Genomic DNA, 13,131 nt, shown 5'->3' on the forward strand with positions numbered 1-13,131 from the left:
AGCCAATCAGCCAATCAGGTGGTGCGGTTGCGCGCCAGCGGCGGGTTTTTGGCGAAGTAGCCTGCAATGCCTTTCATCAAGGCGTTAGCCAACAAGTCCAGGTAGGCGTTGCTGTTGAGCTTGGCTTCCTCGTCCGGGTTGCTAATGAAAGCGGCCTCCACCAGCACACTGGGAATGTCGGGCGCTTTCAGCACCGCAAAAGAGGCTTGCTCCACGCTCGCTTTGTGCAACTTGCCCACGCGCTTGATATGACTCAGCATCGACACGCCCAACTGCAGGCTGTCCTTGATTTGGGCAGTGGTGCTCATGTCCAGCATGGCACGCTTGACTTGTACGTCCTTAGCGCGCACGTTCAGGCCACCCACCTGATCTGCCTTGTTCTCCTTGGCTGCCATCCAGCGCGCTGCCGCACTGGAGGCGCCGCCCTGGCTCAACGCAAACACACTGGCGCCCTGCGGGTTGGGTGTGTAAAAAGCGTCGGCATGCAGGCTGATGAACAGGTCGGCCTGCACCCGGCGGGCCTTGTCCACACGCACATGCAGCGGCACGAAGAAGTCCGCATCCCGCGTCAAGAAGGCGCGCATGGCATTGCCATTAACCGTGCTGTCGTTGATGCGATCGCGCAGCCGGTGTGCCAAGCGCAGCACCACATCTTTTTCGCGCGTGCCACCGGGGCCGATAGCGCCGGGGTCTTCGCCACCGTGGCCGGGGTCCAGCGCGATGATGATCAGCCGGTCAGTCGCCTGCGGGGGCGGGGCTGAGATGTAAGGCCCTGCATAGTTTTTCAAGCCTTTTTGGCCTTCAGTCCTTGCTATTAAAGGGCCATTAGCTAGTTTTTCAATAACATCCTGCAAGGCATCGGTGCCTGGCAGTCTGGCGTCTGGATTGAAAGGGACCGTTTTCTGCACGATCAAATCACCCAGCGGGTCCGCAGTGACATCTTTCATGCGCTCGGCAATCAGCGTCTCCAGCGGGTCGGCAACCTGGGTGGGGTAGAGGTCAAATACCAGCCGGTGCTTGTACGCGGCCACCGGCAGCAGGTTGAATACCTGCGGTGCCACCGGCTGTTTCAGGTCCAACACGAGGCGCACCACGTCGGGGCCAAACTGCCCGACGCGGATACCTTTGATGTTCGGGTCGTCCAAGCCAACCTTGGCCACCAGCTCTTTCAGGGCCGGATTCAGGTCGATGCCGCGCACATCTACCGCCAAGCGCGGCGGATTGGGGATGAAGTTCTTTGTGAAAGTCAGCAGCGCGTCGGACTCAATGGTGACGCGCGAATAGTCTGGCGCTGGCCATAGCCGCACCGCCACAATCGCCGCACCGCGCGCCAGCTGCTGGGCACCCAGCAACAGCACCAGCGTGCCGCCGTGCACAAAGTCGCGGCGTTTCATGGCTGGGTGTCTGAGTTAAGAACCATAGGCATTTGGAATGATTCTATAGGCTCCAGAGGCTTCTGGCCCTTTTCCGGTATGGATATGCAGCTATCAAAATGCTGAATCAACGCCAGCCCGACAGCGGTTTGTGCGCTGAGTGTGACTTGGCGCGCGGCCTCATTGGACATATCTAACTGCATTGCCAGCTGCACCACGAGGTCGGCCAGCGGCAGGTGGCCAGCCGCTTTGTCGGGCCATTCCACCAGCTTTAGACCCTGGCTGGCAAAGATATCCCGAAACCCCGCGTCTTCCCACTCCTGCGGGTCATGGAAGCGGAAAAAGTCAAAGTGCCACACCGCCAGATCCGGCAATTCGTAAGACTCAACCACCGCATAGGTTGGGCTTTTGATGCGGCCTGACACGCCCAAAGCGCCAAGCAGGTGGCGCACCAGCGTGGTTTTGCCCGCACCCAAGTCGCCACGCAGTTCGATGAAAGCGTTGCGCAGTGCCGGCTGGGCCGCCAGCGTTTGCGCAAAGGCTTGCGTGGCGGATTCGTCTGGCCAGAGGGTAGTTTTTACAATAGGCAGGTGAACAACTTCAGAACACATAACGGCGACGATGCGAGGGTCTCCAACATTCAGGAATGGGGGCTTGCACTGGGATTCTCCCAAATCAGCGTGTCGGGCGTGGATTTGTCCAGCGCAGAGCCCGGATTATCGGCGTGGCTGGCAGCCGGGTTTCATGGCGACATGGCCTATATGGCGGCGCACGGCATGAAGCGCGCCCGCCCGGCAGAACTGGTGCCGGGCACGCTGAGTGTGATCTCGGCGCGCATGGATTACTTGCCTGCCACCACGCCAGAAGGCTGGCAGGCGGTGGAGTTTGACCGCTTGCAGCGCCCGCAGCAGGCCATCGTCTCGCTTTACGCCCGGGGCCGCGACTACCACAAGGTGCTGCGCAACCGCCTGCAAAAGCTCAGCGACCGCATCGCACTAGAGTTCGGCCCGCTGGGCTACCGCGTTTTTACCGACTCGGCACCGGTGCTTGAAGTTGAATTGGCCGCCCGCAGCGGGCAAGGCTGGCGCGGCAAACACACGCTGCTGCTGAACCGTGATGCGGGCTCAATGTTTTTCCTGGGCGAGATTTTTGTCGATGTGGCGCTGCCGCCCACGCCTGCGGTGGCCGACCATTGCGGTAGTTGCAGCGCCTGCATCGACATCTGCCCCACACAGGCCATCGTCGCGCCGTACCGGGTGGATGCGCGGCGTTGCATCTCTTACCTGACCATCGAGCACGCCGGGCCAATACCCCTCGAACTGCGTCCGCTGATGGGGAACCACATTTATGGGTGTGACGACTGCCAGCTGGTCTGCCCGTGGAACAAGTTTGCCCGCACCAGCGCTTTGCCAGACTTTGATGCCCGGGCGGGCTTGGCAGATCAATCGCTTGCCGAGGTCTTCGCCTGGACTGAAGCGGTGTTTTTAAATTTGACCGAAGGCGGCCCGATTCGCCGCATTGGCCATGAGCGCTGGCTGCGCAATGTGGCGGTGGCGCTGGGCAATGCTTTGCGCGGTGCGGCCAACGCTGAGGTTCGCCAGGCTCTGCAGAGCGCCTTGCAGACCTGCCAGACGCACCCGAGCGCGCTGGTGCGCGAGCATGTGGCCTGGGCGCTGGCGCAGGCGTGATCACGCCCCTGCCTGTCTACAATTTGCCTGACAAAAGCCATCTAATTTGTCTCAGCCTGGCTGAAGTCACCACTCATATCAACGCAGAAACTACCCAGGAAAGCCATGCTGATCAAGCGCATCACCGTTGGTGAGATCAAAGTCCCGCTCAAGGTTGCGTTCAAAACCGCTGTGCGCAACGTCAACGAGGTGCATGACCTGGTGATCAGTATCGAGACCGACACCGGCCTGACGGGCTACGGCGAGGCGCCTGCCACGGCAGCCATCACCGGCGACATGTTGGGCTCAATGCGCGCTGCCCTGGATCTGATCGCGCCGCGCTTGCTGGGCAAGCGGTTGCAGGATTTCAATGCCTTGTTGCGCACGCTGCACAAGCATGTGGCCCAACACCGCAGCCTCAAAGCGGCGCTGGAGATTGCCCTGTATGACCTGCGCGCGCAGGCCATGGGCGTGCCCCTGTACCAGTTGCTCGGCGGCGGCGACCCGCAGCTCAAAACCGACATCACCATCAGCGTCAACGATGCGGCTGTGATGGTCAAAGATGCTCAGCGTGCTGTGGCCGAAGGCTTTGACTGCCTGAAGATCAAGTTGGGCGGTCACACCTGGCAAGACGATGTGGACAGCGTGCTGGCCATTGAGCGCGCTGTTGGCCCGCATGTGGCGCTGCGCCTGGATGCCAACCAGGGTTGGACGCCCAAACACGCGGTGCTGGTGATCCAGGCTATAGAAAGGGCCGGTGTAGCGCTGGAATTGGTCGAGCAACCGGTGCCCGCTGGTGATCTGGCTGGTCTCAAATTTGTCACCGACCACACGCTGACCCCCATCCTGGCTGACGAAGCGGTGTTTTCTGCCCGGCAGGCGCTGCAGATTCTGGCCATCGGCGGCGCCGATGTCATCAACATCAAGCTGATGAAAACCGGTGGCATCAGCCAGGCCATTGAAGTGGCCAACCTGGCGCGCCTGCACTTTAAGACCTGCATGGTCGGCTGCATGCTGGAGGCCGCTATCAGCGTCACCGCAGCGGCTCACTTCGCCGTGGCGTTTGACGATGTGGTGTCCTACATCGACCTTGATGGCCCGCAACTGTGCGCGACCAGCGCGGTGGAAGGCGGCATGGGCATGGATGGCCCGTGGATCACTTTGCCTGATGCCCCCGGCCTGGGCATCACCGCGGTGCATGGTTTAACCAACGTGAAGGTGTTTGATGTCTGATGCTCTGAAATCCCCGGTGCCCATCTACCCGACCAGCCAGTTGCGCATCCACCGCTTTGTTGCCCTGGAGCCGGGCCCGAGCCTGATCGTGCTGGGCGCGGTGCACGGCAACGAGGTGGCGGGAAGCCGCGGTATTGAGCGCGTGGTGGCTGAATTTGACAGCGGTGCGCTGCAGCTCGCCCGTGGCACGGTCACTTTTGTGCCGGTAGCCAACCCGCTGGCCTATGAAAAAGTGCAGCGCAATGGCGAACGCAACCTGAACCGCAACCTGCGCCCTACCGACACACCAAAAGACTACGAGGATTACATCGCAAACATCCTGTGCCCCTTGCTGGCAAAGCACCAGGTGCTATTGGATTTGCACACCTTTCAGGCGGCGTCCGAGCCGTTTGCCATGCTCGGCCCGACGGATAACAACGGGCACCTTGAGCCGTTTGCTCAAGCCGCCCAAGAGCAGGCGCTGGCGCTGCGCCTCGGCGTGCGCCGCGTGGTGGAAGGCTGGTTATCGACCTACGCGGTGGGTGTGCAGCAGCGCCTGGCACGCACGCCACCCGAAAGCCGGGCTGGCTTGCTCAGCACCGACCCGAGTTACGGCGTCGGCACCACCGAACACATGCGCAGCCAGGGTGGCTATGCCATCACGCTCGAATGCGGTCAGCACAACGAGCCCGCTGCGCCCGGTGTGGCCTACCGCGCCATTCGCAACACACTGGCGCACTTGGGCTTGGTGAATGCGCCTGCGCCAGAGCCCTGCCAGAACCCCGAGCTGCTCAAGCTGCTGCAGGTGGTGGACCGCTTCCACCCGGACGATGCGTTTGTCAAAGTCTGGTCGAGTTTTGACGCGATGCGTGCCGGTGAACCGATTGCCACGCGCCACGACGGCACCCCGGTGCTGGCCCAGATCGATGGCTACATCGTTTTCCCGAACGCCACGGCCACGCCTGGCAACGAATGGTTTTACCTGGCCGGGATCAGTTCGCGCAGCGGGTTGGTCTGATTTTTACAAGTCAAATTGGGCTCTGGCCCATATATTTAAAGCGCTGATAGCTATGGTTTTTGATGAATCAGGTGACAGACCATGCCCACACGGTGGCGGCCCCATGTGCATCGTCGCCTGACTTTGACGCTGCTTTTCGGTGTGATACTTGACCTCATGCGGTTGAATGTCCCACGCCTAGATACCAACGCATTTCTGTGATCCTGCTCAAGGCTCTTCTCGACTCAAGGAGATCTCATGAAAAACTACCTCACTTGCGTTTGCGCAGCAATGACGGTGACTGTTCCCCTTCTTATGGGTGCCTCCATCGCCCACGCCCAAAGCACCAAACCCGGTCTGTGGGAGATCACCAACAAAATGGGGGGCAATGCCCAAATGGATTCGGCCATGGCGCAGGCGCAAAAGCAAATGGCCGCCATGCCCCCCGACCAGCGAAAAATGATGCAAGAGATGATGGGCAAGCAAGGCATCAGCATGCCCACCGTGGGTGCGGGTGGCGGAGTCGTCATGAAAATTTGCATCACGCCGGAAATGGCGGCCCGCAACGAAATGCCCAATCAGCAAGAGGGCGACTGCACGGCCACCATCACCTCTCGAACGGGTAACAGCATGAAGGCCAAGTTCGTCTGTACCGATCCGCCCACCACGGGTGAAGGCACCTACACCTTCAGCGGCGACACGGCCTACACCGCAGACATGAAGATGAGCACCACGCAAAACGGCAAGCCTGAAACCATGACTATGAAAGGGAGTGGTAAGTGGCTGTCGAGCAACTGCGGCTCAGTCAAGCCCATCGTAGCGCCCATGACAAAGGGCAGGTGAGTTGCCGTTCTCGCGCAGCGGGTTTGCCTGATTTTTTAAGCCAAATTGGCCTCTAGCCCTTATGTATAAAGCGCAAGCAGCTATTATTTTTGATTAATCACGCGGCAGGCCGCGACCGCAGAACCCCCAGCGCCAACGGCAAGCTGAGCATGCCCAGCAGCGTGGACAACGTCACCAGCGCTGCTACATAGGCGCCGTCATAACCCATGCGCGCTGCGAGCACGTAGCAGCTTGACTTGGTGGGCAGGGCCGAGAACATCAGCAATATCGTCGTTTGCACCGGGTTCAGGCCGAACAGCTGCGTCAGCCCCAGCGCCAGCAGCGCCATCAGCAGGTGCTTGATGGTGAGCAGCGCCACGCCCAGCAGCTTGGCATGGTTCAGCGCGCCGAGCTGCATGCCAGCACCCGTGGCCATCAGCCCGAGCGCCAATGAGGCAGCGCCAATGCCTTTGAAGCCCGGCCAGTGCGGCACGGAATAAGCCAGCGCAATGCCGCCCAGCCTGCGCCCACCAGATGACTGGCCGCACCGATGTCCAGCGGGCTTTTCAGAATCGACTGAAACAGCAGCACTAAAAAAGAGAAAAAAGTACACCAGTTGCTCCACCTGCGTCCACACCGGACGGTTCAGGGGCGTGAAGCGGCACACCAAGTAGCCGATCAAAATCAGCGAAAAGTCGGGAAAAAAGGAGGTGGGCAAAATTCACCCGGCGAGAATATCAACCCATGCCACCCAACCCCATGCCCACCGCCACCACTCCCGACCCGCTGATCGACACCTTCATTGACGCGCTGTGGCTGGAAGATGGCTTGTCCAAAAACACCCTGGCCGCGTACCGCCGTGACCTGACACTGTTTGGCCAATGGCTGGCCCAGCAGCATCGCGTGCTGCTGCAGGTGACGCAGGACGACATCAATGGTTATTTCGCCGCCCGGCACCATCAGACCCAGGCCACCACCGCCAACCGGCGTCTGACCGTGTTCAAACGCTTTTTTCGCTGGGCATTGCGCGAACAACACCTCCAGCAAGACCCAACGCTGAAAATCCTCTCGGCCAAACAGCACTTGCGCCTGCCCAAAACCCTCACCGAATTTCAGGCGGAAGCGCTGCTAGCTGCGCCCGATGTCAGCACCGCCCAGGGCGTGCGTGACCGCACCATGCTGGAGCTGATGTATGCCAGCGGCCTGCGGGTGAGTGAGCTGGTTAGCCTCAAAGTCTTCAACATCAGCCTGAATGACAACGTGCTGCGCGTCTTTGGCAAAGGCAACAAGGAGCGCCTGGTGCCGTTTGGCGAGGTGGCCGCACTTTGGCTCAAGCGCTATCTGGCCCAGCCGCGCGCCGAATTGCTCGCTGCGCATCAGACCGATGACCTGTTTGTCACCCACAAAGGTCCGACGCCAGGCACCGCCATGAGCCGGGTGATGTTCTGGATGCTGGTGAAAAAATACGCGCTAGCAGCAGGCATAAATTCGCCCATGTCACCGCATACCCTGCGCCACGCGTTCGCCACGCATTTGCTCAACCATGGCGCAGATTTGCGGGCGGTGCAGATGTTGCTGGGCCACGCAGATATTTCCACCACCACCATCTATACCCATGTGGCGCGGGAACGGCTCAAGGTGTTGCACGCCGTGCACCACCCACGCGCGTGATTCAGCAGTTCAGGCGGTGATGTTTTCGGCCCAGACCAGCGCTTGCAGATGCGCCATGTTGACCTGATCGCCAGTCAGCTGCAGGGCGGTGGCGGCTTCGGCAAACAAGCGGTCGTCGGCGTTTTCGCAGGCCAGCGTGAGCTGCAGGAAAGGTGACAGCACGCCGGTGCGGCGCAGCAGTGCGTCCGTCACCGACTGCGGCAACGAGATGGACTCCAGCGCCTCGGCCAGTGGCAGGCCCAGCATGGTGTCCAACAGCGAGAAGATGCCCACCACAAAAGCGTTGTCACACTCCTCGGGTGACAGCAATTGAGCAGCCAGCAGCTCCATCAGCCGCCCGCGCACCACGGCGGCGTGGCCCACCGCGGGGGAGGCGCCTGCAGCGCCGGAGGTGGTCATCAGCAGCGCCGCCCAGCGAAATAGCTTTTTCAGGCCCAGCAGCATTACCGCGTGCCGAAACGAAGTGATTTCACAGCTCAGCCCAAAACCCGCCGAGTTGATGAAGCGCAGCAGGTTGAAAGACAGGGTCGGGTCGTGCTTGAAAACCTCTTCAATCTCATTGGTGCTGGCCTGCTTGCGCACCAGGTTGATCAGGTGAATGATGGCCGCTTGCGCCGGGCGAATGGTCTGACCCTTGACCAGCACCGGGCGGGCAAACCAATAACCCTGGAACAGCTTGGCGCCCGCCAGCCGCGCGGCTTCAAAGTCTGCCTGGGTTTCAATTTTTTCGGCGACGAGTTGAATGCCCGGTTGGTCTGCCAGCGCAGTGGCGATGGCCTTGAGCTCACACGCAGATACCTGGGTGACATCGGCCTTGACGAACGACGCCAGGGGTAGCCAGTTGGCATAGGCCTCGGCCATCACCGACTCGTCAAACGCCAGCCTGAAGCCACGTTTGTGCACGCTGATCATGGTCTGCAGAAACGTCTCGATGTCTTCCGGCTCGGACTGGGCCGCGGGCATGGGCGGAATCTCCAGCACCATTCGGTCGGGCTCAATGAGTTCCAGGTGACCGGCTGCCAGCGTCTGATGGGTGCAGTTAATGAAAATGGTCTTGGTGGTGTTGCGCATCTCGCTGTCGGCGTTAGACAGCAGGTTAAACAGCAGCGCGGCATCGCTGGCTGCTGAATAGGCCTTGTTTTCCAGAGATCGGTCAAACAGCTCGTAACCAAACACATGGCGTTTGGCATCCAGAATGGGTTGTCGGGCAATCGCCATGGTGGAGCTCGGGGTTAGATCGGGTCGTTGGAGTGACGTTGACATGTGGAGCCTTCAGGGAAATGGGGCGCTTCAGGCAATGGCAGGTGTACCACACAACGCGGCCAGCTCGGTATCGGTAAAGCCAGCAGCCCGCCGTGCGGCTAAGTTAAATGGCCCCTTGAGCACCGGTGCCGAGTGTTTTCGGGCCAGCTCGGCGTAGGTGCTGACCGGGTCCAGGCCGCGCTGGCTGCACACGGCCGCGTACCAGCGGTTGCCGGTGGCCACGTGGCCAATTTCGTCACGCAGGATGATGTCGAGAATGGCCGCACCGGATTTGTCGCCTATTGAGATCAGTTTGGTCCGAATGGCCGGGGTGGCGTCCAACCCGCGTGCCTCCAGGGTGCGCGGCACCAGCGCCAAACGCGCCAGCAAGTCAGCTTGGGTTCGAAAAGCCATGTCCCACAAGCCATCGTGCGCGGGAAAGTCGCCGTAGGCGTGGCCTAGGGTGTGCAGGTGGTCTTGCAGCAGCTGAAAGTGCAAGGCTTCTTCTACCGCCACTTGCCACCAGTCGCGGTAATACGCCTGCGGCATATCAGCAAAGCGCCAGACAGCATCCAGCGCCAGGTTGATGGCGTTCGCCTCGATATGGGTCAACGCATGGATCAGGCTGGCATGGCCCTGAGTCGTGCCAACTGAGCGGTGCTTGAGCGCGGCGGGCTGCACCAGCGTGGGGCGCTTGGGCCGACCGGGAACGCCCGCGGGCTCAACCAACCTCTGGGCCGGGTCAACCTCCAGACCGTTGGCGGGAAGTGCCCTGACAGCTTCAGCCTTTTGCTGCGTGTTACCCAGCAACAGCAGTTGCAGTGCATGTACGCGCAAAGATGTCTGTGTGGCGTCTTGCGGGTTGTTGGGGTGGGTGGATGTCATGGCGGGCGTGTCAATCCCTACAATTCTAGGCAACTTGAACTCAGAAAATCATCATGGCAATCTATGAAATGGACGGCGTCAGCCCCACGGTGGCAGATTCAGCCTGGGTGGCTGACAGCGCCGAGGTGATCGGTGATGTGGTGCTGGGCGCTGAGGTGGGCATCTGGTTTGGCGTGGTGGCGCGCGGCGACACAGCGCAGATTCGCATTGGCGCGCGCACCAATATTCAGGATCTGAGCGTGCTGCACGCCGACGTCGGCATGCCTTTGAGCATTGGTGCGGGCGTTACGGTGGGTCACAAGGCCATGTTGCACGGCTGCACTGTGGGTGACGACAGCCTGATTGGCATCGGTGCGGTGGTGCTTAACGGTGCCAAGATCGGCAAGGGTTGTCTGGTGGGTGCTGGCGCGCTAGTCACAGAAGGCAAAGAGTTTGCGGATGGCACGATGATCATCGGCAGCCCGGCAAGAGTGGTGCGCAGCCTCACGCCCGAGCAATTGCAGGGCTTGCGCCAGAGCGCAGATCACTATGTGGCCAATGCGCAGCGTGCTAAAGCGACGCTGCACAAAATAGCCTGAACCAACGGGGAACTTGACTTGTCAGAAATCCACAAATTCCTCTTCGACGGCCTGCCGGTACGCGGCGTGCTGGTGCGCCTGACCGACGCCTGGCGCGAAGTTCTGAGCCGCCGTGCGGCCAACACCACCCAGGGCGCCTACCCCGAGCCGCTGCAAAATTTGCTGGGTGAAATGACCGCTGCGGCGGTGCTGATGCAGTCCAACATCAAGTTTGACGGGGCGCTGGTGCTGCAGATTTTTGGCGATGGGCCGGTCAAGCTGGCGGTGGTGGAAGTGCAACCTGGCTATGGCCTACGCGCCACCGCCACCCTGAATGGCACGCTGAATGATGCCGCCACCCTGAGCCAGATGGTCAACGTCGGCAACGAAGGCCGCTGCGCCATCACCCTGGATCCGCAAAACCGACAGCCCGGCCAGCAGCCGTATCAGGGCGTTGTGCCGCTCTTTGGCGACCAGCGCGAAAAGCTGGAAAAGTTCAGCGACGTGCTGCAGCACTACATGCTGCAAAGCGAGCAGCTCGACACCACATTGGTGCTGGCCGCGAATGAGCAGGTCGCTTGCGGGCTGCTGATCCAACGCCTGCCGATGCAAGGCGCTGGCAATCTGGACGGTGGCTCGGCCTACGCGCATGAGGACGAGATTGGTCGCAACGAAGACTACAAGCGCATTGCCATGCTGGCATCGAGCCTGAAGCGCGAGGAACTGCTGGGCCTGGATGCCGACAGCATCCTGCACCGCCTGTTCTGGGACGAAAATGTGCTGCGTTTTGCGCCACTGCAGGGCGATAACGGCCCGCATTTTTCATGCACCTGCAGCCGCGAGCGCGTGACCCGCATGCTGGTGAGCTTGGGTGTGGAAGAGGCACAAAGCATTCTGCTGGAGCGCCCGGACATTGAGGTGGGTTGTGATTTTTGCGGCAAACAGTACCGGTTCGATGCGGTGGATGTGGCGCAAATTTTTCGCCAGCCAGACCAGCTCCCACCCGTTCCCGGGGCAGTACATTAAATTTGGGGACGCAATCGGATGAGGGCCTACAGCAACCGGTCGTCGCGGTTCAGGGCGTCGTCCAGGCGGGCCAGCAAGGCGCCGAGTTTTTCCGAAGGCTCGCCAGGCAGGCTTGGCCCGGCAGCAGCAGCAGGCTGGGCTTGAGGTTTGCCCTGGTCGCTCAAATCAAACGCTAAGTTCAGTGCGGCCAGCACCGCAATGCGGTCACGGGCACGCACCTTGCCGCCTTCGCGAATCTTGCACATGGCGGTATCGACCCGCTCCACGGCGTCCAGCAGCCGGGCGTCGCCGCCGTCAGGGCAGCCCAGCAGATAGCTTTGACCCATGATTTGCACTTCAAGCTGCTTCATGCATCACCCCGCGAAGAGACCGTTTTGAAAGCGGGTTTGACGCTGCTGGTGCCAGGCTCACCGGGCAGTCGCTCCAGCAGGGCATCTACCCGAGCCCGCGCCGCGCCCAGGCGGCTTTTGAGCGAATCGCGCTCTTGGGTGAGGGCATCCGTTTGCTGGTTGAGCAGCGTGTTGGTGCGCATGAGCTCTTCATAGCGCACCAGCAGGCGCTCAACACGCTCGGCGATCTGGTCGATTTGTAAGGAGTCCGGCATAGATCGGCATTGTAGGGTTGGAAGAACCTGACCGGGCCAGAGTCGCCCTTCAAGTACCGACGGCGGCGGTCGGCAATGTGGCTCTGACGCCGCATTCCACCGCCGCAGCCGCATCGCGCTGCAGGTGTCCCACCAGCGGCTGCTGATCGTCGCGCTGGCCCCAGGTGTCGAAGTACAGCAAGTCCTGAATCGGCATGCGTGGCAACCAGCCAGCGGTTTCCAGCTCTGGCTTGTCTTTGAAATGGCTGACATAGCCCACGCACAGGTAGGCGATCGGTGTGATGTGCTCAGGGATACTCAGCGCATTCTGCAGCGCCGCCTCGTTGAAAATGCTGACCCAGCCCACGCCCAGGCCTTCAGCACGCGCGGCCAGCCACAGGTTTTGCACCGCACACACGCTGCTGTAAAGGTCCATGGTTTTGATGTGGGTGCGCCCGATCACCACTGGCCCGGTGCGCGAGCGGTCACAGGTGATGACGATGCCCACCGGCGACTCCACAATGCCTTCAAGCTTTAGCGTCTTGTAGGTGGCGCGTTGGTCGCCCTCAAACATTTCTGCCGCCTGTGCATGCGCCACAGCAAAGGCGTCATGCACCCGGTGTTTGACGGCATCGGACTTCACCACCAAAAAATTCCACGGCTGCATGAAGCCCACCGACGGCGCATGGTGGGCGGCAGTGAGCAAGCGGCTCAGTACCTCGTCGGGTATAGGTTTGGGCAAAAACTGGCCCCGCACATCGCGGCGCATAAAAATGGCCTGGTAAACCGCGTCGCGGGCTTCGCTGGTGAAGGCGTGTGGGTCTTGGGCAACTGATGCTGGCATTGATTTCATGACATTCCCCTGTCTGGTTGAAACATATGGCGCTGCCTGGCCGTGCAGCGTGTGATGTTTCAGGCCGGTCTTCTGACTTGGAGTCGCTTGAATCCTGCGCCTTCCCAGCTTGCGCCAGTGGCATACACATGGTTCATCATCCTTACAGCGTTGGGCACGTGGCGGACTTGCACCGCCTTCCCGATTCTCCCGAAACCTGGCGGTCACGGGCACCTGAAGGCGGCGATGATAGCCGAGCACAAC

The 13,131-nt window shown here is 60.9% G+C and carries 14 protein-coding genes, 1 pseudogene and 1 riboswitch; of the genes and pseudogenes, 7 read left to right on the forward strand and 8 right to left on the reverse strand.

Annotated elements, in window-relative coordinates; translation table 11 throughout:
- Window positions 1–14 precede the first annotated feature (14 nt).
- The gene (locus tag BLL52_RS11160; RefSeq protein WP_075586726.1) at window positions 15–1,394 is read right to left on the reverse strand and encodes an N-acetylmuramoyl-L-alanine amidase; all 1,380 of its coding nucleotides are present in this window, start codon (window positions 1,392–1,394) and stop codon (window positions 15–17) included.
- Window positions 1,391–1,984 (reverse strand): tRNA (adenosine(37)-N6)-threonylcarbamoyltransferase complex ATPase subunit type 1 TsaE, encoded by a 594-nt coding sequence (gene tsaE, locus BLL52_RS11165; protein WP_075586727.1) that lies wholly within the window; start codon window positions 1,982–1,984, stop codon window positions 1,391–1,393. The genes BLL52_RS11160 and tsaE overlap by 4 nt, the downstream gene beginning before the upstream one ends.
- A 27-nt stretch (window positions 1,985–2,011) precedes the next feature.
- On the opposite strand from tsaE, the gene queG reads away from it, so the two are divergent.
- The 4 genes from queG (at window position 2,012) to BLL52_RS11185 (ending at window position 6,092) form a co-directional block, all read left to right on the forward strand.
- Window positions 2,012–3,061, forward strand: a complete 1,050-nt coding sequence (queG, locus tag BLL52_RS11170; RefSeq protein ID WP_075587208.1) for a tRNA epoxyqueuosine(34) reductase QueG — start codon at window positions 2,012–2,014, stop codon at window positions 3,059–3,061.
- Window positions 3,062–3,166: 105 nt separating this feature from the next.
- Entirely contained in the window at window positions 3,167–4,273 is a 1,107-nt protein-coding gene (locus BLL52_RS11175; RefSeq protein ID WP_075586728.1) for a dipeptide epimerase, read from the forward strand.
- A 4-nt stretch (window positions 4,274–4,277) separates the two neighbouring features.
- Window positions 4,278–5,270: a M14 family metallopeptidase gene (locus BLL52_RS11180; RefSeq protein WP_198930635.1), complete on the forward strand. Its 993-nt coding sequence runs from the start codon at window positions 4,278–4,280 to the stop codon at window positions 5,268–5,270.
- Window positions 5,271–5,507: 237 nt separating this feature from the next.
- Window positions 5,508–6,092 (forward strand): DUF3617 domain-containing protein, encoded by a 585-nt coding sequence (locus tag BLL52_RS11185; protein ID WP_075586730.1) that lies wholly within the window; start codon window positions 5,508–5,510, stop codon window positions 6,090–6,092.
- A gap of 97 nt (window positions 6,093–6,189) precedes the next feature.
- Here BLL52_RS11185 and BLL52_RS11190 read toward each other — a convergent pair.
- Window positions 6,190–6,796 (reverse strand): annotated as a pseudogene (locus BLL52_RS11190) (AEC family transporter).
- Between the two features lie 19 nt (window positions 6,797–6,815).
- Here BLL52_RS11190 and xerD point away from each other — a divergent pair.
- The gene (gene xerD, locus BLL52_RS11195) at window positions 6,816–7,742 is read left to right on the forward strand and encodes a site-specific tyrosine recombinase XerD (protein ID WP_241839130.1); all 927 of its coding nucleotides are present in this window, start codon (window positions 6,816–6,818) and stop codon (window positions 7,740–7,742) included.
- Window positions 7,743–7,751: 9 nt separating this feature from the next.
- On the opposite strand, the gene BLL52_RS11200 is transcribed toward xerD, so the two are convergent.
- Window positions 7,752–8,960: an EAL and HDOD domain-containing protein gene (locus tag BLL52_RS11200; RefSeq protein WP_420852627.1), complete on the reverse strand. Its 1,209-nt coding sequence runs from the start codon at window positions 8,958–8,960 to the stop codon at window positions 7,752–7,754.
- 72 nt (window positions 8,961–9,032) lie between these two features.
- Window positions 9,033–9,869 carry a ferritin-like domain-containing protein gene (locus BLL52_RS11205; RefSeq protein ID WP_075586732.1) on the reverse strand — a complete coding sequence of 279 codons (837 nt, stop codon included), beginning with the start codon at window positions 9,867–9,869 and terminating at the stop codon, window positions 9,033–9,035.
- A 53-nt stretch (window positions 9,870–9,922) separates the two neighbouring features.
- Between BLL52_RS11205 and BLL52_RS11210 the strand changes: the two genes are divergently transcribed.
- Entirely contained in the window at window positions 9,923–10,447 is a 525-nt protein-coding gene (locus BLL52_RS11210) for a gamma carbonic anhydrase family protein (RefSeq protein WP_075586733.1), read from the forward strand.
- 18 nt (window positions 10,448–10,465) lie between these two features.
- Window positions 10,466–11,452, forward strand: coding sequence for an Hsp33 family molecular chaperone HslO (gene hslO, locus BLL52_RS11215; protein WP_075586734.1), 987 nt, complete (start codon window positions 10,466–10,468; stop codon window positions 11,450–11,452).
- A gap of 26 nt (window positions 11,453–11,478) precedes the next feature.
- Here hslO and BLL52_RS11220 read toward each other — a convergent pair whose 3' ends face one another.
- The 3 genes from BLL52_RS11220 to bluB are packed head-to-tail and all read right to left on the reverse strand — an operon-like array spanning window position 11,479 to window position 12,888.
- Entirely contained in the window at window positions 11,479–11,802 is a 324-nt protein-coding gene (locus BLL52_RS11220) for a cell division protein ZapA (RefSeq protein WP_075586735.1), read from the reverse strand.
- Complete coding sequence (locus BLL52_RS11225; RefSeq protein ID WP_075586736.1) at window positions 11,799–12,056, reverse strand: DUF904 domain-containing protein; 258 nt, start codon at window positions 12,054–12,056, stop codon at window positions 11,799–11,801. Before BLL52_RS11225 ends, BLL52_RS11220 begins: the two co-directional genes overlap by 4 nt.
- Window positions 12,057–12,105: 49 nt before the next feature.
- The gene (bluB, locus tag BLL52_RS11230; protein ID WP_075586737.1) at window positions 12,106–12,888 is read right to left on the reverse strand and encodes a 5,6-dimethylbenzimidazole synthase; all 783 of its coding nucleotides are present in this window, start codon (window positions 12,886–12,888) and stop codon (window positions 12,106–12,108) included.
- A 45-nt stretch (window positions 12,889–12,933) separates the two neighbouring features.
- Window positions 12,934–13,120, reverse strand: a riboswitch (cobalamin riboswitch).
- Window positions 13,121–13,131: the final 11 nt, after the last annotated feature.

This window comes from Rhodoferax antarcticus ANT.BR (genome assembly GCF_001938565.1).
In the GTDB taxonomy this organism is placed as follows: Bacteria; Pseudomonadota; Gammaproteobacteria; order Burkholderiales; family Burkholderiaceae_C; genus Rhodoferax; species Rhodoferax antarcticus.